The 20,475-nt window shown below is 32.3% G+C and carries 20 protein-coding genes, 1 tRNA gene, 1 pseudogene and 1 riboswitch; of the genes and pseudogenes, 2 read left to right on the forward strand and 20 right to left on the reverse strand.

The genetic code is table 11. From position 1 onward, the window contains the following. Window positions 1–860, forward strand: an 860-nt coding sequence (locus tag AB2B44_RS10250; protein ID WP_369049494.1) for a type IX secretion system membrane protein PorP/SprF, incomplete at its 5' end; no start/stop codon positions are given. Between the two features lie 14 nt (window positions 861–874). Continuing rightward, the gene (locus AB2B44_RS10255; protein ID WP_369049495.1) at window positions 875–2,836 is read left to right on the forward strand and encodes an OmpA family protein; all 1,962 of its coding nucleotides are present in this window, start codon (window positions 875–877) and stop codon (window positions 2,834–2,836) included. Between the two features lie 194 nt (window positions 2,837–3,030). Here the strand turns inward: AB2B44_RS10255 and AB2B44_RS10260 are convergent, their stop codons facing one another. The 20 genes and pseudogenes from AB2B44_RS10260 to AB2B44_RS10355 form a co-directional block, all read right to left on the reverse strand. Further along, the gene (locus tag AB2B44_RS10260; RefSeq protein WP_369049496.1) at window positions 3,031–4,128 is read right to left on the reverse strand and encodes an alanine racemase; all 1,098 of its coding nucleotides are present in this window, start codon (window positions 4,126–4,128) and stop codon (window positions 3,031–3,033) included. Continuing rightward, on the reverse strand, window positions 4,116–4,370 hold the full coding sequence (locus AB2B44_RS10265; protein WP_369049497.1) for a hypothetical protein: 255 nt from the start codon (window positions 4,368–4,370) through the stop codon (window positions 4,116–4,118). The genes AB2B44_RS10260 and AB2B44_RS10265 overlap by 13 nt, the downstream gene beginning before the upstream one ends. A gap of 32 nt (window positions 4,371–4,402) precedes the next feature. Continuing rightward, complete coding sequence (locus tag AB2B44_RS10270; RefSeq protein ID WP_369049498.1) at window positions 4,403–4,639, reverse strand: hypothetical protein; 237 nt, start codon at window positions 4,637–4,639, stop codon at window positions 4,403–4,405. 103 nt (window positions 4,640–4,742) lie between these two features. Continuing rightward, window positions 4,743–4,841: pseudogene (locus AB2B44_RS10275) on the reverse strand (30S ribosomal protein S21); the annotation flags it as partial. A 24-nt stretch (window positions 4,842–4,865) separates the two neighbouring features. After that, the gene (locus tag AB2B44_RS10280) at window positions 4,866–5,306 is read right to left on the reverse strand and encodes a GNAT family N-acetyltransferase (protein WP_369049499.1); all 441 of its coding nucleotides are present in this window, start codon (window positions 5,304–5,306) and stop codon (window positions 4,866–4,868) included. Window positions 5,307–5,316: 10 nt separating this feature from the next. After that, window positions 5,317–5,508, reverse strand: a complete 192-nt coding sequence (locus tag AB2B44_RS10285) for a hypothetical protein (RefSeq protein WP_369049500.1) — start codon at window positions 5,506–5,508, stop codon at window positions 5,317–5,319. Window positions 5,509–6,325: 817 nt separating this feature from the next. Then, window positions 6,326–6,399 (reverse strand) — tRNA-Asp (locus AB2B44_RS10290). Between the two features lie 63 nt (window positions 6,400–6,462). Continuing rightward, a complete protein-coding gene (locus AB2B44_RS10295; protein WP_369049501.1) occupies window positions 6,463–7,386 on the reverse strand; it encodes a DUF58 domain-containing protein in 924 nt (307 codons plus the stop codon). 168 nt (window positions 7,387–7,554) lie between these two features. Beyond that, the gene (locus AB2B44_RS10300; protein ID WP_369049502.1) at window positions 7,555–8,172 is read right to left on the reverse strand and encodes a GNAT family N-acetyltransferase; all 618 of its coding nucleotides are present in this window, start codon (window positions 8,170–8,172) and stop codon (window positions 7,555–7,557) included. A 34-nt stretch (window positions 8,173–8,206) separates the two neighbouring features. Next, the gene (trxA, locus tag AB2B44_RS10305; protein ID WP_369049503.1) at window positions 8,207–8,524 is read right to left on the reverse strand and encodes a thioredoxin; all 318 of its coding nucleotides are present in this window, start codon (window positions 8,522–8,524) and stop codon (window positions 8,207–8,209) included. 127 nt (window positions 8,525–8,651) lie between these two features. After that, window positions 8,652–9,608 carry a methylenetetrahydrofolate reductase [NAD(P)H] gene (gene metF / locus AB2B44_RS10310; RefSeq protein WP_369049504.1) on the reverse strand — a complete coding sequence of 319 codons (957 nt, stop codon included), beginning with the start codon at window positions 9,606–9,608 and terminating at the stop codon, window positions 8,652–8,654. 224 nt (window positions 9,609–9,832) lie between these two features. Further along, window positions 9,833–12,535: a methionine synthase gene (gene metH, locus AB2B44_RS10315; protein WP_369049505.1), complete on the reverse strand. Its 2,703-nt coding sequence runs from the start codon at window positions 12,533–12,535 to the stop codon at window positions 9,833–9,835. A gap of 19 nt (window positions 12,536–12,554) precedes the next feature. Next, window positions 12,555–13,562 carry a homocysteine S-methyltransferase family protein gene (locus AB2B44_RS10320; protein ID WP_369049506.1) on the reverse strand — a complete coding sequence of 336 codons (1,008 nt, stop codon included), beginning with the start codon at window positions 13,560–13,562 and terminating at the stop codon, window positions 12,555–12,557. A 51-nt stretch (window positions 13,563–13,613) separates the two neighbouring features. Beyond that, window positions 13,614–13,735, reverse strand: a riboswitch (SAM riboswitch). A gap of 151 nt (window positions 13,736–13,886) precedes the next feature. Next, complete coding sequence (gene cysM / locus AB2B44_RS10325; RefSeq protein ID WP_369049507.1) at window positions 13,887–14,777, reverse strand: cysteine synthase CysM; 891 nt, start codon at window positions 14,775–14,777, stop codon at window positions 13,887–13,889. Window position 14,778: 1 nt separating this feature from the next. Beyond that, window positions 14,779–15,537, reverse strand: a complete 759-nt coding sequence (gene epsC / locus AB2B44_RS10330) for a serine O-acetyltransferase EpsC (RefSeq protein WP_369049508.1) — start codon at window positions 15,535–15,537, stop codon at window positions 14,779–14,781. Further along, entirely contained in the window at window positions 15,534–15,863 is a 330-nt protein-coding gene (locus AB2B44_RS10335) for a 2Fe-2S iron-sulfur cluster-binding protein (RefSeq protein ID WP_369049509.1), read from the reverse strand. The genes epsC and AB2B44_RS10335 overlap by 4 nt, the downstream gene beginning before the upstream one ends. A gap of 90 nt (window positions 15,864–15,953) precedes the next feature. Then, window positions 15,954–17,009 carry an NAD(P)/FAD-dependent oxidoreductase gene (locus tag AB2B44_RS10340; RefSeq protein ID WP_369049510.1) on the reverse strand — a complete coding sequence of 352 codons (1,056 nt, stop codon included), beginning with the start codon at window positions 17,007–17,009 and terminating at the stop codon, window positions 15,954–15,956. A 2-nt stretch (window positions 17,010–17,011) separates the two neighbouring features. Next, window positions 17,012–17,596, reverse strand: coding sequence for a bifunctional precorrin-2 dehydrogenase/sirohydrochlorin ferrochelatase (locus tag AB2B44_RS10345; protein WP_369049511.1), 585 nt, complete (start codon window positions 17,594–17,596; stop codon window positions 17,012–17,014). Continuing rightward, window positions 17,593–18,357: a uroporphyrinogen-III C-methyltransferase gene (cobA, locus tag AB2B44_RS10350; protein WP_369049512.1), complete on the reverse strand. Its 765-nt coding sequence runs from the start codon at window positions 18,355–18,357 to the stop codon at window positions 17,593–17,595. Before cobA ends, AB2B44_RS10345 begins: the two co-directional genes overlap by 4 nt. Before the next feature lie 11 nt (window positions 18,358–18,368). Next, window positions 18,369–20,474 (reverse strand): HEPN domain-containing protein, encoded by a 2,106-nt coding sequence (locus AB2B44_RS10355; RefSeq protein ID WP_369049513.1) that lies wholly within the window; start codon window positions 20,472–20,474, stop codon window positions 18,369–18,371. Window position 20,475 lies beyond the last annotated feature (1 nt).

The raw sequence follows: 20,475 nt of genomic DNA on the forward strand, positions 1-20,475 counted from the left end.
GTCAACAAGATCCTCAATACACGCAGTATATGTATAATACAATAAGTGTAAACCCTGCGTATGCGGGTTCACGCGGACATACCACGATAAATGCATTAGGCAGAACGCAGTGGGTTGGTATAAATGGTGCACCAGACACCCAAACGCTAAGTTACGATACCCCTTTGGGTTATACGGGTTTAGGGTTGGGTGTAAACTTGGTAAACGATGTTTTAGGGCCTTCACATGAGACGTATATAGATGCCAATATTGCGTATACCATACGAACAACCGACAACAGCAATTTTGCATTAGGATTAAAGTTAGGTGGTAGGTTATTAAATGTAGATTGGAGCTTAGGTAGATATGAAAACGACGAGCCCTTGTTTAATGAAAACATTGTAAATAAGTTTTTACCAACTATAGGAGCAGGGGCGTTTTATTATACCCAGAAATGGTATGTAGGTTTATCGGTTCCCAACTTTTTAAGTACAGAGCATTTTCAAGATAATGCAGGGGGTGGCTTTGTAGCTATGGAACGGTTACACTTTTTTCTAATAGGAGGTTATGTGTTTGATTTAAGTGAAAACACGAAGTTTAAACCAGCATTATTATTTAAAGGTGTTTCAGGAGCACCCTTATCGTTAGACGTATCCGCATCATTTTTGTTTAACAAAAAGTTCAGTGCAGGGTTATCATGGCGATGGGACGATTCTATAAGTGCTCTTGTAGGTTTTCAGGTTAGTCGAGGGCTTAATATAGGTTATGCCTATGATTTAACATCGTCAGAGTATAGTAATTACAATTCAGGAACCCACGAGATAATGGTGCGTTACGAAATATTTAAAGACCCTAAAATTATATCTCCTAGATTCTTTTAAAAAATACATTAATTATGAAAACAAAATTAGTAATATTATTATTTTCTCTTATCGCGATAGAAGGTTTTGGTCAACGGAAGTATGCAGCAAATAAGTATTTCGACAACTTTGCTTATGTTAAAGCCGCTGAACTGTATTTGGAAATTTATAATAAAGGAGATGATTCTAAAGATATTTTAGAGCATTTAGGTGATTCTTATTATTTTAATGCAAATACTGAAGAAGCTGAAAAGTGGTATAAAGAGCTTATTGAAAAGTATTCTGATCAAATAGATTCGCAATATATTTTTAAATATGCTCAAGTATTAAAAAGTAACGGAAAACCAGATGAGTCTGACACTTGGTTACATAAATTTTACGAATTAAATCCAGATAAAAAACCACTTGAAACAATTAAACAAAATCCGAATTATTTTGATGAGTACACCAATAAACCTAATACTTTTTTAAATGTTAGAAATATTTCTGTAAACACAAGGTATTCTGATTTTTCTAGTTTTGTTCATAATGGTGATCTTTATTTTGCCTCTACTAGACCTATTCAAAGTAAAAAAGTAAATCGAATTTATAAGTGGAACGATCAACCTTTTTTAAATATTTATAAAGGTGAAGAAAAAATCTTAAATCCTTCTTTAGAAAAAAAAGAACTTGATTTAGGACCTATTGAAAAAATAGCAAATATTGATACGGATTATCATGAAGCTTCTGTTGTAATAACAAAAGACGGTAGTACAATGTATTTTACGCGAGATAATTATAATGGTAAAAGGTTAGGCGAAGACAATGACCGTACTGTAAGGCTAAAAATTTATAGAGCAACTTTGATTGATAATCAATGGAAAGATATTATTGAATTACCATTTAATAGTGATCTTTACTCTGTAGGTCATCCTGCTTTGAGTACAGATGAAAAAACATTATATTTTGCTTCGGATATGCCAGGAGGAAAGGGAGAAACCGATTTGTATAAAGTGAGTATTAATGACGATGATACCTATGGCGATCCTGTAAATTTAGGTGATGAAATTAATACCAAGCAAAAAGAAATGTTTCCTTTTGTAGGTGCCGACAATACTCTATATTTTGCCTCTAACGGACATATAGGATTGGGTCTTTTAGATATTTTTCAAGCTAAAATGAATTCTGATGGTACATTTTCGAATATAGAAAACTTAGGGGCGCCAATTAATAGTTCTGCTGACGATTTTGCCTTAGTGGTAAGTGAAGATAAAAGACAAGGTTTTTTTTCTTCTAATAGGCCAGGTGGTAAAGGTGATGATGATATCTATAGCTTTTTAGTATACGATTGTACCCAAAATATTACAGGAGTAGTTACCGATAGTAAAACCAATAAAATTTTACCAGATGCAACTGTTAAATTAATAGATGAAGAAGGAAAAGTTGTTAGTGTAAAAACATCTGATGTAAATGGTAATTATACTTTTCCGGGCATTTCTTGTAATACAAAATTTACGGTGTTAGCAGAGAAACAAGATTATAGATCAGACAAAAAACAAGTTGAATTGTCAAGTAAGCCAGGAGCCGATGTTAAAGCTGATTTAAGCTTGACGCCATTAATTATAGAAGATCAAATTGTAATTAAGCCTATTTATTTTGATTTTGATAAGTATAACATTCGTCAAGATGCTGAATACGAATTAGAGCATATTGTTACCGTAATGAAAAATCATCCAGATATGGTTATTAGAATTGAATCGCATACTGATTGTAGAGGAACAGAAGCTTATAACCGTACATTATCAGACAATAGAGCTAAATCAACTAGAGATTATATTATATCGAGAGGTATTGAAAGTAATCGTATACAAAGTGCTGTTGGATATGGAGAGAGTCAATTATTATACAATTGCGAGGGCGATTGTAAGAGTTGTACCGAAGAACAACATCAATTAAACAGACGATCATATTTTTACATTGTTAGTGGTAATAGTAATGTTAAAGTAGTAGGACAATAACACGATTTTTAAACAAAAACAAAAAGCCCAAAAAACATGTTTATGTTTTTTGGGCTTTTTGTTTTTGTTTAAAGCAATTAACAAAATAAAGCAGTTTATAAGAAAATAGTGAAAGTTAGATTGTCTGAAAAAAATAATGCTTTAGAGATGCTATTCTATATTCTTTTAATTCAAAAAATTATATATGATTCTATTTAGAAATATATTTTATCAATAAATTTAGAATTTAATAACCTAGCAACTGCCATATAATTTAGCTTAAACTTTATTTTGTCTCCTACTTTAAATTTTGGTCTGCCTAATTTTGTTTTATTGTCTCCAATATCTATTACTAACATATCAGATGTAATGCCAACAAATGAAATGCTTTTATCGTCTGTGCTAATGTCTTCTTTATCTACATCTAATAAACCAAAATCTAAAATAGCTTTGTATGATGTTTCTGTAATATCACTTTCATTATATTCTGATGTTTGCCCTATATTGGCATCACTAATTAATCCGTCAGGTACGATGTTCTTTTCTTTTAGCTCTATGATATTTGCATAAAACTCAAACGTATCTGTGTACAATTCTTTAAATGGTTTTCCATCTAAAGGACTAATGCCAAAAAAAGCAGCTTCACCAACTCTAAAATGATTAATCTCTTTAGGAATAACATTACTTTCAATTAAAGGAAGTGTAATGGATGTGCCTCCTGAAATTAAATTTAAGTTTTTATTGAATTTAGCAGAAATCAACTCTTTATAAAGGGACAATTGCAATAATTTATCGTATGAGGGCTCTACACCATACATACAGCCTAAATTTGAACCAATACCAATAACTTCGATATTAGAAAAATTAAAAACTTTTTTATAAAACCCTATAATATTTTCTCTGTTTACTCCTTCTCTTAACTCGCCTAATTCAATCATAATGATAATTTTGTGAATTAGCCCCTTCTTTTTTGCAGACTCATTTAACGCTTCTATTGTAGATAGTGATGTGTTTAAAGAAATATCTGCGTATTCTACTATATCATTGGCGTAAATTTCAGCAGGAGGTTTTATATATATAGTTTGTAAGTTTGGGTTAACCTCTTTTAAATTTCTTAAACTTGTTAATCGGGAATCGCCAACAGAGTTTATTTTTTCAATAACATCTTTTGTAAGAATTGTTTTTAGAAAAGTTTTGTCTCCAGAAAATACTTTGGTAATTAAACTCCACTTAACATTATGTGTTTCAAAATAGTTGCTCAGATATTTTATATTCTCTTTTATTTTTTCAGAATGTATTATTAATTCTGCCATCTTAATTTGTTTTTTTCAGCATAATGAATTAGTGTAAAAATAAATAAGGCTGCAGTAATTCCATAGAAATTAGCATCTAACTCAAACGGCAACTTAACTTTAGAAATAATTAATGTTAATATGATGCTTCCTTCTGCTATCACTGCATAAAAAGCAGCTTTAGATGATGGTTTTTTAAGAAGTAAACTACCTATTACAAGAACTAATAACCCTAAAACCATAAAGGAATAGGAATAAAGCATAAGTTCTAATACATTTTTTTGCATTATTGTAGCTAAACAATAGCTAATCCGCCAATTAAAAACGTAATAAGTTGCGTTCTTTTTATACTGATGTGTTTTTTGAAATAACCAAATATATCGGTAGTTAAATTTCCTGACGCCGCCATGAGGCAACTGTCTGCTGTGGACATTATGGTCGAAAAATAAGCCGACATCATTAAACCCATTAAACCTACAAGTAAAATGGTATGCAAAATAAATATGGTTAAGTTTATGAAGTGAATATTCATCCTCTATTTTTCTTGGTTTAAGAGAATCTGTTCTTTGAATTTTGCTTTCTGTATTTGTTCCCTTTTTTTTTGTAGAAGGCTTTTTGTAATGCTTTCGATTTCGAATTTCTTCTTTACGTTTTGTGTTTCTATATTTTTTTCGATAGCGTTTTATTGCTCTTTCTATTTTTTCACCTTCTTTTATTTCTATTATTAGTATAATATTTTGTTGTTTTGAGTGATCTTATTACTGTCTTTTTAATCGCATTTCTAAATACGGGTTAGTAAAGCCTAATTGTTGATATAAAAATTTAGCAGGATTGTTTTTTTCAACATGTAATGCAATATCTCCTTTGCAGTTGTCTATAGCATAATGCATTAATTTTTTGCCTAATCCTTTACCTCTATGTTCTTTATGTATTGCTATGTATACTAAAATATTCTCTGGAATATATTCGTCCATTCCTGTTTTATTAATTACTACAGCACCTATAATTTCAACTTTATCTTCTATTATAAATACATACCCGCCCAAACCAGTACGTTCTTTTGCGGCATAAGCAATAGATTTTTGTATCGCACTTTTGGCATCACCATATTGTTCAAGATTAGTATATAGAAAGTTTGTAACTCTACTCATTTCTAATGGTGTAATTCGGTTAAAAGCATCGTAAGTTGTGAAATTCATTTTATAGCTTTTAAATAAACAAATTACAATCTTCACAATCTTTAATTTCTCCATAATAGGTTTCTCTGTATTTATGAAGTACTTTAATTGGTATTTTTAAAAAGTATTTGGTTATGTAGGTTACTTGAGTGGTTAAAACGCCCATATTGGGGGCATATATACTTTCTGTTTTTGTTTTTCTTTTTATATGGAATAAATTCATTGAATTATATTTAGATGTTAATTAGTTAGTAATTTGAATACTATTAATAATGCATGTCACTTGCATTCGTCATCTAAAAACAACATATGCAAACGACTTTAGTTTCTCTTTTAAAAAGAGGACGTGAAGATGAAATTAAAATGTAGGTGGAATAAACTTATCCGATTGATTTCGGAAAACTAGGAAGTTGAAACTGAATATTCTTTTGTTTTTTTTGTCTTTGAGTTTTTTTACCATCTCTTGCAAAGGTACGGGTTTAATAACCCGATAACAAATTTTATGTAAAAAAAGCTAGTTTATATTTTAGAGGGTTTTATTTATAGATGATTTTAACATTTTGTAGATTAGTTATTTAGGTAAGTATCGGGATTGTTATAGCGTAAACTTTACATTTGTTTTGGACAGGGAAAGAAAAGTATAATCGTTATAAATTTTAAATCATACAAATAAGAAATAGATAATTATGGAAGAACTATTATTAAGCTAATCGAAAAATATTTTTAACAAAAGAAGTAAAATAACGTTAAAGCCATACTTGTTCCAGTTTTTTTAATTGACTTATCGTTCTATATATTAATTAGGTTTAGCTTTTTACTTAGTTTAACTCTTACATTTCTATATGTGATGGATAAGAAAAACAAGAGTGTCGTTTTACAAATTTTTATTTTCTAATCCCTCTTAAGATAAAAAATAGGGAACAAATTGCAACTTTTTTAATTTACTTTAATTCGTTTTAACCTTGCAAAGTTTTATGAAGTGAAGAGTTGTAAGTATTATGTGAAATTAAAAAAGGCTCATCTTTCGATGAGCCTTTAAGCGGTCTGGACGGGACTCGAACCCGCGACCCCATGCGTGACAGGCATGTATTCTAACCAGCTGAACTACCAAACCGTTGCTATTAGCGGATGCAAATATAACATGCTTTTTAATTTATACAAATATTTTTTTAAAAAATTATAAAAATTTTTTTCTACTAATTAAGTAAGCTGTTAAAATGGTAGTAAACCCTAGATTAATATCTACAGGAACATAATCTATTTTATATTGTAAACATTTGTTTTTTAAATCGTTGAAATAATTTGTAATGGCTTTTGTGTAGTGTTGTTGTATGTTTTGGGCATACAAATTAATTTCTGCACCAGTTTCTACATCTACAAATTTTTTAGGGGTATTGTCAAATTCAAAATTTAGTTCTGTTTGAGCATCAAAGGTGTGAAACAAAACAACTTCGTGTTTATTGTGTTTTAAATGGCGTAGAGCTTCAAACAAAGCTTCTTTGTCTTTTGAAGGTTGAAACATATCGGTAAATAAAAACAATAAAGATCTTCTATGAATTTTTTCAGCTATTTCATGTAAAAATTGATAGGTTTTTGTAGTGTTTTTAGTTTCTGAAACCAACAATTTTTCTAAGTGTGTCAGTAGCATTTTTCGATGTCGTTCACTTCCTTTTTCAGGGGCATAATATTCGTAAACATTTGAATAAACACTCAAACCTACAGCATCGCGTTGGCGTTTTAAAATTTCGATTAGTGAAGCTGCTGCAACAGTAGAAAAACCAATTTTATTAAGATTGTTGATAGCTTGATTTTTTTTTATAGGATAATGCATTGAAGCAGAATTGTCTATAATAATATGACACCGAAGATTGGTTTCTTCTTCATATTTTTTTGTGTATAATTTTTCGGTTTTAGCAAATAATTTCCAGTCAATATGGCGAGTGCTTTCTCCTTTATTATATAGTTTATGTTCTGAAAATTCGACTGAGAAACCGTGAAACGGACTTTTATGCATACCAGTAATAAAACCCTCTACAACTTGTTTTGCTAACAAATCGAGGTTTTTGATTTCTGCTGTTTGTATTTGTGATAAATCAAGCATTGTATATCGAAAATAAAAAAAGGTTTGACAATTGCCAAACCTTTTTTTATTTTCTTATATTGGTACGGTATAATCGTCAGTTACGGCTTTTCGGTTTCGGATTATTCTATTGAAAAGATAGCGTTTTTTGCAGGAAAGCAAATGCATTTAATCAACTGACTGCCGCAATTACGGTTGTATATTGTTGTGTGCCGTTTTTATGTCCGAGAATGTTGTAGCTTTGATTCCTTTCCATTCACTTTTTAAAATACTATAGCAAACAGTGTCTCGCCTAAATCCATCTGACATAAGGGTATGACTTCTTAAAAGTCCCTCATAAATTCCTCCAATTCTTTCAATAGCCCTTTGAGACTGTAGATTTCTTTTGTCTGTTTTGAATTCTAGCCTTTCAAAATTCAGTTTTTCAAAGACATATTTTATTAAAAGAAATTTACAATTATGATTAAGTCCCGTCTTTTGGAATTCTCTGCCAATCCAAGTAGCACCAATTTCTATTCTCTGATTTTCTTGTGAAATATTTAAATAACTTGTCGAGCCTGCGTATAGCATTTTTTTCTTATCATAAATGGCAAATGGATATTTTAAAAACCTCTTTCTTAAATCGATATTCTTTTCAACGTATTCAGAAAGTAATTGATATGTTCCAAATTTAGGAGGTGAATATTTCAGAAGGTCAGGTTGCTTAATTGCGATTTGAGACAGTGGTTCAATATGTTTTAAATCCAGAGGCTCAATTCGAACGTTTTTGTTTTCAAGAATTATATTTTCTTCGAAATTTAATTTCATTTATGATTTTTTAAAAAGGTACGCAACGTTGTATTTATAATACTGCGTCAATTTTGTCAGTATATACGTTTTTAGGAGCAACGCCTACTTGTTTATCTACTACTTCACCATTTTTAAAAATTAACACAGTAGGTATATTTCTAACACCGTATTTTGCTGCAAATTCTTGGTTTGCATCTACATCTACTTTACCAACGATGGCTTTTCCTTCATATTCTGAATAAATTTCATCTACAATAGGTCCCACCATTCTACATGGACCACACCATGCCGCCCAAAAGTCTACTAACACGGGTTTGTTCGATTTTAATACCACTTCGTCAAAAGTTGCATCTGTAATTTCTAATGCCATTTTATTTATTTTTTTTAGGGTTGTTTTTTAATTCGTTATGCAAATGTAAACAAATATTTTGCCATTTTTAACTGGCTTAAATTTCTTTTGTTTATAGCGGTATTAAAATTTGTTATTTTGGTTACACTTAAAAAATAGCAGTAGCAATTTGTTGTATATTAGACGATTTTCCCATTGAATAATAATGTAACACGGGTACACCTGCTTGCAGTAACTCTTTAGATTGTTGTATTGCCCACTCAACACCAACTTGTCTAACATCTGCATTGGTTTTACATTTTTCGATGGCTGTTATTAACGGCTCAGGTAAATCAATCTTAAAAACTTGAGGAAGTAGCTGTAAGTGCTTTTGTACAGCTAAAGGTTTTATACCTGGAATAATTGGTACATTAATGCCTAGTTTTCTTGCAGCCTTTACAAAGTCGAAATATTTTTGATTGTCAAAAAACATTTGGGTAACTACATAATCGGCTCCCGCATCAATTTTTTCTTTTAATCTGTGTAAATCGGTTTGTAATGAAGGGGCTTCTAAATGTTTTTCAGGATAACCAGCAACACCGATACAAAAATCGGTTTTATAGTTAGTTTCTACTACTTCGTGTAAATACTTTCCTTTATTTAAATCATTCATTTGTGTTACTAACTCTTTGGCATAGGTATGACCACCTTCGGTAGCTTTAAAATACTGCTGGTGTTTCATAGAATCGCCACGTAGAGCCATTACATTTTGTATTCCTAAATAATGACAGTCAACTAAAACATATTCTGTTTCTTCTTTGGTAAAGCCACCACAGAGTATGTGCGGAATGGTATCTACATTATACTTGTGTTTAATAGCAGCACAAATTCCAACAGTTCCAGGTCGCATTCTGGTAATTTTACGTTCTAATAAATCATTGCCTTTGTCTATGTATACATATTCTTCTCTAGAAGTGGTTACATCTATAAAAGGTGGGTTAAATTCCATTAAAGGGTCAATATTGTTATATAATTCTTCAATATTATTTCCTTTTTTTGGAGGGATAATTTCGAACGAAAATAAGGTTTTTCCGTTGGCTTTTTTTATGTGTTCTGTTACTTTCATAAAGTATCTTATAAAAACGTATTAATTATACAAATGAAGCTACAAATAATGAGATAGCTGCTAAAACCAATAGCTGAATAACAAATTTGATTTCTAATTGATATTTTTTCATTTTATCTAATTTTTTATGCAGCAATATTACTATTAGTTTTTGGTTTTTATTTTATTTAATGGGTAACTTATTGTTAATTAAAAACGCTTTTTTTACGGTTATTTAATTAGTATTAATTGTCTGAAATATTTGAGTGTAACCATTTTCTGGCTTTCTCTAGGGGTATGTTTTTTCTGTCGGCAAAATCTCTTACTTGGTCGTCAGTTATTTTTCCTAAACCAAAATACTTAGCTTCTTCATTAGCAAAGTAATATCCAGAGACTGCTGATGCTGGCCACATAGCTAAACTTTCGGTTAAGGTTACCCCTATGTTTTCTTTTACTTGTAAAAGTTTCCAAATGGTTTCTTTTTCTAAATGATCTGGGCATGCAGGGTATCCTGGTGCTGGGCGAATACCTTTGTAACTTTCTTTAATTAATTCATCATTGCTTAAGTTTTCTTGAGCGGCATAGCCCCAATGTTTGGTTCGTACTCTGTGGTGTAAATATTCTGCAAAGGCTTCGGCAAACCTATCGGCAATTGCTTGTGTCATAATTGCATTATAATCGTCGTTATTTTCTTTATACTTTAAAGCCAATTCTTCGGCACCAAAAATAGCCGTGCAAAAGGCGCCTATATAATCTTGTCTTTTGGTTTCTTTTGGGGCAATAAAATCGGCTAAGGCAAAGCTGGGTTTTCCTTCGCGTTTTTTTAGCTGTTGACGTAAAGTTCTAAAAATGGCAATTTCTTTTCCTCTTTTTTGAACAGAAATATCATCGTTATTAATGGTGTTAGCCTCAAATAAACCAAAAATGGCTTTGGGTTTTAGTAATTGCTTTGTAATTATTTCTTTTAAAAGTAATTGAGCTTCGTTATAAAGTTGTGTGGCTTGTTCGCCTACTACTTTGTCTTTTAAAATATCGGGGAATTTTCCATGTAAATCCCACGAGCGAAAAAACGGACTCCAATCAATAAACGGTACAAGTTCTTTTAAACTTACTTGTGTTAATTTTTGTATTCCTAATTCTTTAGGTTTGTAAATATTTGTAGTGTTCCAATCGATATTAAACTTTCGCTTTCTTGCTTCTTCAATAGTGGTATACTGTTTTTGCTTGCCTCGTTTTAAAAACTTAGTACGAAACTCATCATAATCTTTCTTTAATTTAGCTACGTACTCATTTGCTGTTTTTTTGTTTAATAAATCACCTACTACCGTTACGGCTCTTGAAGCGTCGTTTATGTATACTACAGCATTTTTATACTGGGTATCTATTTTTACAGCGGTATGGGCTTTAGAAGTGGTTGCGCCACCTATTAATAAAGGAATTTTTAGATTTTCGCGTTCCATTTCTTTAGCTAAATATACCATTTCATCAAGCGATGGGGTTATTAACCCACTTACTCCAATGGCATCTACCTTTTCTCTTTTGGCGGTTTCTATAATTTTTTCTGGCGGAACCATAACGCCTAAGTCTACTACTTCGTAATTGTTACAGCCTAAAACAACAGACACTATGTTTTTGCCAATATCGTGAACATCTCCTTTAACCGTTGCCATTACTATTTTACCCAAAGCTTTTTGTTCTTCTGTTTTTTCAGCTTCGATAAATGGATTTAAGTAAGCTACTGCTTTTTTCATTACTCGTGCTGATTTTACCACTTGGGGTAAAAACATTTTTCCTTCACCAAATAAATCGCCAACCACGTTCATACCAATCATTAAGTGTTCTTCAATTACCTGTAAGGGTCTTTCAACACTTAAACGGGCTTCTTCGGCATCTTGTTCAATAAAAGCATCTATTCCTTTTACTAAAGAATGTGTAATACGTTTTTGTAACGAAAGTGTTCGCCATTCTAAAATAGTGGTTTCATCTTCTTTTTGTTTGCCTTTAATGGTTTCAGCAAATTCTAATAAGCGTTCGGTAGCATCATCTCTTCTATCAAGAATTACATCTTCTATATGTTCTAATAAATCTTTCGGAATATCATCATACACTTCTAACAAGGCAGGGTTTACAATTCCCATATTCATTCCTGCTTTTATAGCATAATATAAAAATACAGAATGCATAGCTTCACGTACGGCATTGTTACCTCTAAAAGAAAATGAAACATTACTTACGCCACCACTTACACTTACATGCGGTAAGTTTTCTCGTACCCACTTAGTAGCTTCTATAAAGTCGAGTGCATTTTTTCTATGCTCTTCCATACCTGTTGCTACTGGAAAAATGTTTAAATCGAAAATAATGTCTTCAGCAGGGAAACCAACGGTCTCAGTTAAAATTTTGTAAGAACGTGCTGCAATTTCAATTCTTCTTTTGTAATTATCTGCTTGCCCTACTTCGTCAAAGGCCATTACAATTACGGCAGCTCCGTATCGTTTAATTTGAGTGGCTTCCCAAATAAATTTTTCTTCTCCTTCTTTTAAAGAAATTGAATTAACTATTGATTTTCCTTGTACAACTTGTAACCCAGCTTCGATAATTTCCCATTTCGAACTGTCAATCATTATCGGAACTCGTGCAATATCAGGTTCAGATGCTATTAAATTTAAAAAACGCACCATGGCTTCTTTTCCATCAATTAAACCATCATCCATATTAATATCGATAATTTGTGCACCGCCGTCTACTTGATGCCGAGCAATGGCCAAAGCTTCATCAAATTTTTCTTCTTTTATTAATCGCAGAAACTTACGAGACCCCGCCACATTGGTTCGTTCGCCTACATTAATAAAATTACTTTCGGGTGTAATAATTAATGGTTCTAATCCACTTAAACGCATATAGCGTTGGTGTTTGTTGGTTGATAATTGATTTGTTTCGCTCGTCATTTCCTTCTTTTCTTTTTTATTATGTTGTTGCAACAAATTTGGTTTGACGTGGTTTGTATTTAGCAGCTATTTGCGCTATTGCAGAAATGTGTTCGGGTGTTGTGCCACAACATCCGCCTATAATATTGATTAAATTTTTCTTTAAATATTCTTCTATCTGACTTGCTGTTTCTTTGGGGGTTTCTTCGTATTCTCCAAAAGCATTAGGTAACCCTGCATTAGGGTGTGCTGAAATGGCAAAAGGTGTTTTGTTAGCAATAGCTTCTAAGTGCGGTTGTAATAAATTGGCTCCTAAAGCGCAGTTAAAACCTACAGATAGTAATGGAATATGTGAAATAGATATTAAAAAGGCTTCTGCTGTTTGACCTGACAATGTTCTTCCTGAAGCATCGGTAATAGTTCCTGAAACCATAATTGGAATATCTAGGTTTTGTGCTGCTTTTACTTCTTCAATAGCAAATAATGCTGCTTTTGCATTTAGCGTGTCAAATACGGTTTCTACTAATAAAACATCGGCTCCGCCATCTAATAATGCTTCTACTTGTTGTTTATATGCCTTTCGTAACTCGTCAAAAGTTACGGCTCTATATCCAGGGTCATTAACATCTGGAGACATGCTGGCAGTTCGGTTGGTGGGGCCAATAGAACCTGCAACAAAACGTGGTTTATGAGGTTCTTTTTTGGTAAATTCATCAGCGACTTCTTTAGCTATTTTTGCAGATTGGTAATTTAATTCATATACCAAATCTTCCATTTTGTAATCTGCCATAGCAATGGTGGTTCCTGAAAAAGTATTGGTTTCAACAATATCGGCTCCTGAAGCAAAATATTTTCTGTGTACTTCTTTTACAGCTTCGGATTGTGTAATTGATAATAAATCGTTATTTCCTTTTAATGGAATAGGGTAATCTTTAAAACGTTCTCCTCTGAAATCCTCTTCAGTAAAATTATACTGTTGCAGCATAGTACCCATAGCTCCATCGAGTATGAGAATTCGTTTTTGTATTTCGGTATAAATATTTGACATTCCTGATAGTTAGTAAATTAATGTTATCAGGAAAAAAAGAAAAATTGTTTTCCGTTATCTCTCTTTAAAACACAAAATGTGTTCGTACAAGTAGAATGTAGCACCTTCTTTGTTTAGACAAAGGGTTGCTAAGGTTTCAACGGGTCTAATCCCTCCGCCTTTCTTGATAACATTATTGATGTTAATGAACCATTAAGGTGCAAATAAACAAACTTTTTTTTATTTCCCACCATTTGTTTTTAATTATTTTTTCTTTTTTGAATTGTTCAAAAAAGAAAAAAATAATTATCTAAAATTTAAAAACGTAGCTTATTATTCGTTTTTTTAATAATTAAATAAATTTGATGATAAATACCTGTCGCCAATATCACAAATAACAGCTACAATAACGCCTTTATCTATTTTTTCAGCTGTTTTTAGAGCAGCATATACAGCGCCACCACTACTCATTCCAGCAAAAATACCTTCTTGACTAGCTAATTTTCTGGTTGTGTTACGGGCTAGGTTTTCGCTTACTTCTATAATTTCGTCTACTTTAGAGGGGTCGAAAATTTTAGGAAGGTATTCTTTAGACCATTTTCTAATTCCAGGAATTTTAGAACCATCAGTGGGTTGTACACCAATAATTTTAATGTCTGGATTTTGTTCTTTTAAATAGTTAGAAACTCCCATAATGGTGCCTGTTGTTCCCATAGCAGATACAAAGTGGGTAACTTGTCCCTCGGTATCGTTCCATATTTCTGGGCCAGTGGTTTTATAGTGGGCTTTCCAGTTGTCGTTATTTTCAAATTGATTGAGCATAAAATAACCTTTTTTATAACGTAACCGTTGTGCTACATCTCTAGAGCCTTCAATACCTTCTTCTTTTTCTGTAAGAATTACTTCGGCGCCATAAGCTCGCATGGTTTTAATACGTTCTTCGGTAGCGTTTTCGGGCATTACCAAGGTCATATGTAAGCCTAATATTTTAGAAATAAAAGCTAAGGCAATTCCAGTATTTCCGCTTGTTGCTTCTACTAGATAATCACCTTTTTTAATATTTCTTCTTTTTAAGGCTTCAAGAATCATATTGTAGGCAGCTCGATCTTTTACGCTTCCTCCTGGGTTTTGACCTTCTAATTTTAATAATAGGGTTACATCTTTTTTGTTTAAAATAGAGTTTACCCTCACCAAAGGAGTATTACCTACAATATCTACAATACTCTTGTTTTTCATATTAACCTCTTTTTTTTACGATTTTATTTTCTGATTGATAGGTAACAACCGAATTGGGAGGTATTGATTGTGTAACGCAAACATTAGCACCAATAATGGTATTTGTGCCAATAATAACGTCGCCTCCTAAAATGGTTGCGTTAGCATAAATAGTTACATTGTTTTCTATAGTAGGGTGTCTTTTTACAGCGGTAAGCTCTTTTTTTACTTGAATTCCCCCTAAAGTAACACCTTGATAAATTTTAACATTGTTCTTTATAACGGTAGTTTCTCCAATTACGATACCTGTGGCATGATCAATAAAAAAAGACGATCCAATTTCTGCCCCAGGATGTATGTCGGTTCCTGTTACTCCGTGAGCATATTCGCTCATCATTCTAGGTAAAATGGGTATGTTAAGTTTTATTAATTCATGACTTAGCCTATATACCGCAATAGCATGAAAACCTGGATATGCCAAATATACTTCTTCTATACTTTTACAAGCAGGGTCTGTGTTTTCAAAAGCACGAGCATCTAGGTCTAGTTTATTTCGAACTTCTACAAAGGTTTTTTCATATTTACTCCATAATTCTTCAGCGTTAGTTACGGCTAACTTTTTTAATATGATGTAAAAATTCTCTGCTGTTTTTGTTTTGTTTTCTGTCCAATAATCTTCATCAAAAAGTCCATAAAACAATTGTTTTGTAAAAGTTTCTACAATTTCTTTTACGCAAATGCTATAGTTTTTTAATACGGTATTTTTACGGTCTATAATCATACTTCTGGGGCTAATTCAACTTCTAACCCTTCTAGTTCAGGGGTCATTTGTATTTGACAACCTAATCGGCTGTTATCTTTTACATTAAAAGCTTCGGCTAACATCATATCTTCGTCTATACTTTTTTCAGGTAACTCGTGGTTAGATTTAACATAACATTGGCATGAAGCACACATTGCCATACCACCACAAATACCAATGGTTCCTTCTTCGGCAAGCTCATACGAACGAATAATTTCCATTAAATTCATTGCCATGTCGGTTGGAGCTAAAACTTTATGAGTTACGCCTTCTCTATCTGTTATTTTTATATTAATGTCAGACATTTTTTAGTTTAAATTTAAAAATTAGTATACTTCCACATAAAGCGGAAATATACTAATTCGAATTCAAATAATATACTTTTAAAACGGTTTTTAACTTATTGCTTTTACTACTGCTTTAGGAGCTTCTTTACGAGTTCCGTCAAACCCATCAACTCCACCAACAGTTGTATATTTCATTACGTATTTTTTATCAGGATGAATTCGTTTATACGCGCTTTGACACATTAAAGTAGCCTCGTGAAATCCACATAAAATCAACTTTAGTTTTCCAGGATAGGTATTTACATCGCCAATGGCATAGATACCTTCAATGTTGGTTTGGTAATCTAAAGCATTGTTTACTTTAATGGCATTTTTTTCGATTTCTAATCCCCAATTAGCTATAGGGCCTAATTTAGGCGATAACCCGAAAAGGGGTATAAAATGATCAGTATCAATAATAAAAGGAGTTTCGCCTACTTTTTCTACGGCAACTCCTGTAACTTTATCGCTACCCAAAATTCCTTTTACTTCGGCAGGGGTAATCAAATTAATTTTTCCTAAATTTTTTAATTCTTGTACTTTATCAACCGAGTCTAAAGCACCTCTAAATTCATTTCTTCGGTGAATTAAGGTAACTGATTTAGCGACATCGGTTAAAAAGATAGACCAATCTAGAGCAGAATCGCCTCCACCAGCAATTACTACATTTTTATTTCGATACATCTCAGGGTCTTTAATCATATATTCAACCCCTTTATTTTCAAAATGGCTAATATTATCAATAGGTGGTTTTCTAGGTTCAAAACTACCTAATCCACCAGCAATTGCTACTATAGGGGCTTGGTGTTTTGTACCTTTGTTAGTGGTTACAATAAACGTTCCGTCGTCTTGCTTTTCAATGGTGTCAGCACGTTCGCCTAGTGTAAAACCAGGTTCAAATTGTTTAATTTGTTCTAGTAATTTATGGGTTAAGTCACCTGCTAAAATTTCTGGATAGGCAGGGATGTCATAGATTGGTTTTTTGGGATAAATTTCTGAACACTGCCCTCCAGGTTGTGGTAAGGCATCAATTAAATGACAACGAAGTTTTAATAATCCTGCTTCAAAAACGGTAAATAGTCCTGTAGGACCTGCGCCAATAATTAGTATATCTGTTTGTATCATTTTTATAATTTTGCCAAACTTTTAGTAAGTTTGTTTAATGTTGCTACTTTATTTTCGAAATTTCCTTTAATGGTTTTTCTGTATATGTTTAAGTTTTCTACGAGTTCGTTAATGTCTTCAGGAATTATTTCTTCAAAAAATTGCCGTAATCGCTTAGCGGTTGTTGGTGATTTTCCGTTGGTTGAAATGGCAATTTTTACATTTCCTTTCGTTACAATACCACCTAAATAAAAATCGCAATAGGCGGGGGTGTCTGCTACGTTAACTAAAATATTTTTTTCTTTACAGTCTGTATGTATTTGTTGGTTAAGTTGTGCCTTGTTGGTTGCTGCTATTACAATATCTTTTTTATCTAAATACGCATTAGTATAGGCTTGTTTTACAATAGCTACATGGTGTTTTTTAGCTAATGATTTTATATCTGGATGAATTTCAGGAGCAACTACTTCTACCTTTGCATTAGGGCTCGATTTTAACAAAAAAGACAATTTTTCTAATCCTACATTACCAGCACCTATCAATAAAATATTTAGTTGATGTGCTTTTAAAAAAATAGGATATAAATTATTGTTGTTTTCTAAATTCATACCGATAGTATTTGTGCTTGTTCTTGAATTTTATATAACTGTTTTCTATGATTTACAACTTCGCCAAGTACTATAATTGCAGGATTTGTTAATTCATTATCTATAACTACTTGTTCAATAGTGTTTATTGTGCCAACACCTATTTTTTCGTTTTCAGTAGTGCCTTCTTGAATAATAGCAACAGGTAAATTATGCTTGCTTTCTTGTTTAAATAGCGTTACAATTTTAGCTAAGTTTGCCATACCCATTAGAATAACTATAGTAGCATTTGATTTTGCTGCTAAAGAAATATCTTCGGAAATTTGATGGTTTTTCGTAGTACCTGTTATTACCCAAAAACTTTCAGAAGCACCTCTTTTAGTTAAAGGGATATTTTGATAAGCAGGTACGGCTAATGATGATGAAATGCCAGGAACCATAGCCACTTCTACTCCAAATTTTGCGGCATATTCCATTTCTTCAGCACCGCGACCAAAAATAAATGGGTCGCCTCCTTTTAAACGAATTACATGACCACAAGAATGTGCTCTAGCTACAATTAATTCATTAATTTGATCTTGTTGATAACGATAACAACCTTTTCTTTTACCTACAAAAATTATTTCTGCTTTTGGATTCACATACTCTAATAAACAAGTATTAACTAGAGCATCGTACAACACTACGTTAGCCTGTTTTAATACTTTAATCGCTTTTAAAGTTATTAAATCTGCATCACCAGGGCCTGCGCCTATTACTGTTAATTTAGGTTGTTTTTTCATTATAACTAATTTTAACTAGCAGTCACTTGTTTTTTTCTATAACTATCTACCTGTTTGTAAAACTGGTTAGCATCTGTTAAATACTTTTTAGCAAAAATTTCACTAGGATAATTTTCTTTTATTTGAGAAATAAAATCGGTAAATGGTACCGCTAATTCTATTTCGTTAGTTGCTACAAAAGTTTCATCAAAATTGGCAATAATGCCAGCTTGTGTATTGGTTTTTAAACCTTTATAAATTAATAAAGCTTTAGCGGTGTTAATAATAGCACTATATGAATGGTAAATACTGTCAGCCCACAGTTTGTTTTGTATGGCACTGTTAGCGTGATCTAATTTTTCTTCACTTTCAAATAATAAAGTGGCAACTAGGTCTATTATCACACCAGCACATTCACCAACACCAATAGCTTTTATATATTTTTCGGTATGTCCCCAATCGATAAAATCATCTTTGGTTAATGTAGTTGTATCTGATAAATGCTTTAATAAGTCATAAAAATAGGTTTTACCTAACCGGTCGTAATACCCTAAAAAATCTTCGTTTTGTTGTTTCTTTTTTTCAAAATCGTTCAGTAAAATACGTAAAGCTTCAGGCCCTTTCTTACTAGGTATTTTTACTAATTTGTCAGCAAATCGTCCTTGTCCGTCTTTTAACACTCCGCCTCCAATTAATACTTGTAGTGCAGGAGCTAAGAGCGAGCCTACTTTTATTGACATTCCTTGAAAACCAATATGAGCCATGTTGTGTTGTCCACAGGCATTCATACAACCACTAATTTTAATGGCAATATCTTTTGTATTTACATATTGTGGGTATTCGGTTTTTAAAATACGTTCTAATTCTACGGCAATACCTGTACTACTTGAAATACCTAAATTACAAGTGTCTGTTCCTGGGCAAGCGGTAATGTCTAAAAGGCTATTATACCCTGCTTCAGCAAAACCTAATTTTTGTAATTCTACATAAAAAAACGGTAATAGCTCTTCACGAACATGTCTAATTAGTATGTTTTGGCGTAAGGTAAAACGCATTTCATTAGCGGCGTATTTTTTTATTAAATCGGCTAATAAACGTGCTTTGTCAGTATAAAAATCACCTAAATGAACTTTAATGCCAATGGCATATAAACCTTCTTGTTTTTGTTTGATAATATTAGTTGTTTTCCAATTTTCGTAGGCTTCTTTATCATCAATTACTACAAGTGGAATTTCAGTTGTTTCAAAAGTAATGGGATTTTCAAATGCTGTTACATCAATAGGATAGGTTTGATATGCTAAGGCCTTTTTTTGCTCTTCAACAAGTGTTACAAATGCAGGAACCCCAATATTTTTAACTAAAAATTTTAATCGAGCTTTAGCTCTATTACTTCGCTCACCATAACAGTCGAATACACGTATAACGCCTTCTATAGTAGGAATTAATAAGTCGGTTTCTAAAAAATCGTACAGCACATCGGCTTGTCGAGGTTGAGAGCCTAAACCCCCTGCTAAAAGCACTTTAAAACCTTTAATTTGTTTTCCGTTAACTGTTTTTATTTTTGCTATAAATCCTAAATCATGTATAAAACTTAGAGCGGTATCTTCTTCAGAAGCAGAAAATGAGATTTTAAATTTTCTACCCATTTCTTGGCAAATAGGGTTGCGTAGAAAAAATTTAAAGGCAGTATGTGCATAAGGTGTTACATCAAAAGGTTCGTTAACATCAATACCAGCGGTTTCTGATGCGGTTACATTTCTAACGGTGTTACCACAGGCTTCGCGTATGGTAATACTGTCTTTTTCGAGTTCTGACCATAACTCAGGTGTTCTATCGATGCTTACATGATGAATTTGAATGTCTTGTCGAGTTGTAATGTGTAATCGACCTCGAGAATATTCATCAGAAACATCGGCTATTCTATGTAATTGTTCGCTTGATATTTTACCATACGGAAGTTTTATGCGAACCATTTGTACGCCGAATTGTCTTTGCCCGTATATACCTCTAGCTAATCGTAGACTTCGAAAGCGCTCTTCGTCAATATGTCCTTCTTTAAAAAGGCGAATTTTACGTTCTAATTCTAGAATGTCTTTTTCTACAATAGGGTTTTCTATTTCGGTTCTAAAACTTTGCATA

Source organism: Tenacibaculum sp. UWU-22, from assembly GCF_041021355.1.
Classification (GTDB): Bacteria; Bacteroidota; Bacteroidia; order Flavobacteriales; family Flavobacteriaceae; genus Polaribacter.

Coding starts and splice junctions, on each gene's coding strand:
- AB2B44_RS10255 (WP_369049495.1), top strand. CDS start 875: ATGAAAACAAAATTAGTAATATTATTATTTTCTCTTATCGCGATAGAA.
- AB2B44_RS10260 (WP_369049496.1), bottom strand. CDS start 4,128: ATGGCAGAATTAATAATACATTCTGAAAAAATAAAAGAGAATATAAAA.
- AB2B44_RS10265 (WP_369049497.1), bottom strand. CDS start 4,370: ATGCTTTATTCCTATTCCTTTATGGTTTTAGGGTTATTAGTTCTTGTA.
- AB2B44_RS10270 (WP_369049498.1), bottom strand. CDS start 4,639: ATGAATATTCACTTCATAAACTTAACCATATTTATTTTGCATACCATT.
- AB2B44_RS10280 (WP_369049499.1), bottom strand. CDS start 5,306: ATGAATTTCACAACTTACGATGCTTTTAACCGAATTACACCATTAGAA.
- AB2B44_RS10285 (WP_369049500.1), bottom strand. CDS start 5,508: ATGAATTTATTCCATATAAAAAGAAAAACAAAAACAGAAAGTATATAT.
- AB2B44_RS10295 (WP_369049501.1), bottom strand. CDS start 7,386: ATGCTTGATTTATCACAAATACAAACAGCAGAAATCAAAAACCTCGAT.
- AB2B44_RS10300 (WP_369049502.1), bottom strand. CDS start 8,172: ATGAAATTAAATTTCGAAGAAAATATAATTCTTGAAAACAAAAACGTT.
- trxA (WP_369049503.1), bottom strand. CDS start 8,524: ATGGCATTAGAAATTACAGATGCAACTTTTGACGAAGTGGTATTAAAA.
- metF (WP_369049504.1), bottom strand. CDS start 9,608: ATGAAAGTAACAGAACACATAAAAAAAGCCAACGGAAAAACCTTATTT.
- metH (WP_369049505.1), bottom strand. CDS start 12,535: ATGACGAGCGAAACAAATCAATTATCAACCAACAAACACCAACGCTAT.
- AB2B44_RS10320 (WP_369049506.1), bottom strand. CDS start 13,562: ATGTCAAATATTTATACCGAAATACAAAAACGAATTCTCATACTCGAT.
- cysM (WP_369049507.1), bottom strand. CDS start 14,777: ATGAAAAACAAGAGTATTGTAGATATTGTAGGTAATACTCCTTTGGTG.
- epsC (WP_369049508.1), bottom strand. CDS start 15,537: ATGATTATAGACCGTAAAAATACCGTATTAAAAAACTATAGCATTTGC.
- AB2B44_RS10335 (WP_369049509.1), bottom strand. CDS start 15,863: ATGTCTGACATTAATATAAAAATAACAGATAGAGAAGGCGTAACTCAT.
- AB2B44_RS10340 (WP_369049510.1), bottom strand. CDS start 17,009: ATGATACAAACAGATATACTAATTATTGGCGCAGGTCCTACAGGACTA.
- AB2B44_RS10345 (WP_369049511.1), bottom strand. CDS start 17,596: ATGAATTTAGAAAACAACAATAATTTATATCCTATTTTTTTAAAAGCA.
- cobA (WP_369049512.1), bottom strand. CDS start 18,357: ATGAAAAAACAACCTAAATTAACAGTAATAGGCGCAGGCCCTGGTGAT.
- AB2B44_RS10355 (WP_369049513.1), bottom strand. CDS start 20,474: ATGCAAAGTTTTAGAACCGAAATAGAAAACCCTATTGTAGAAAAAGAC.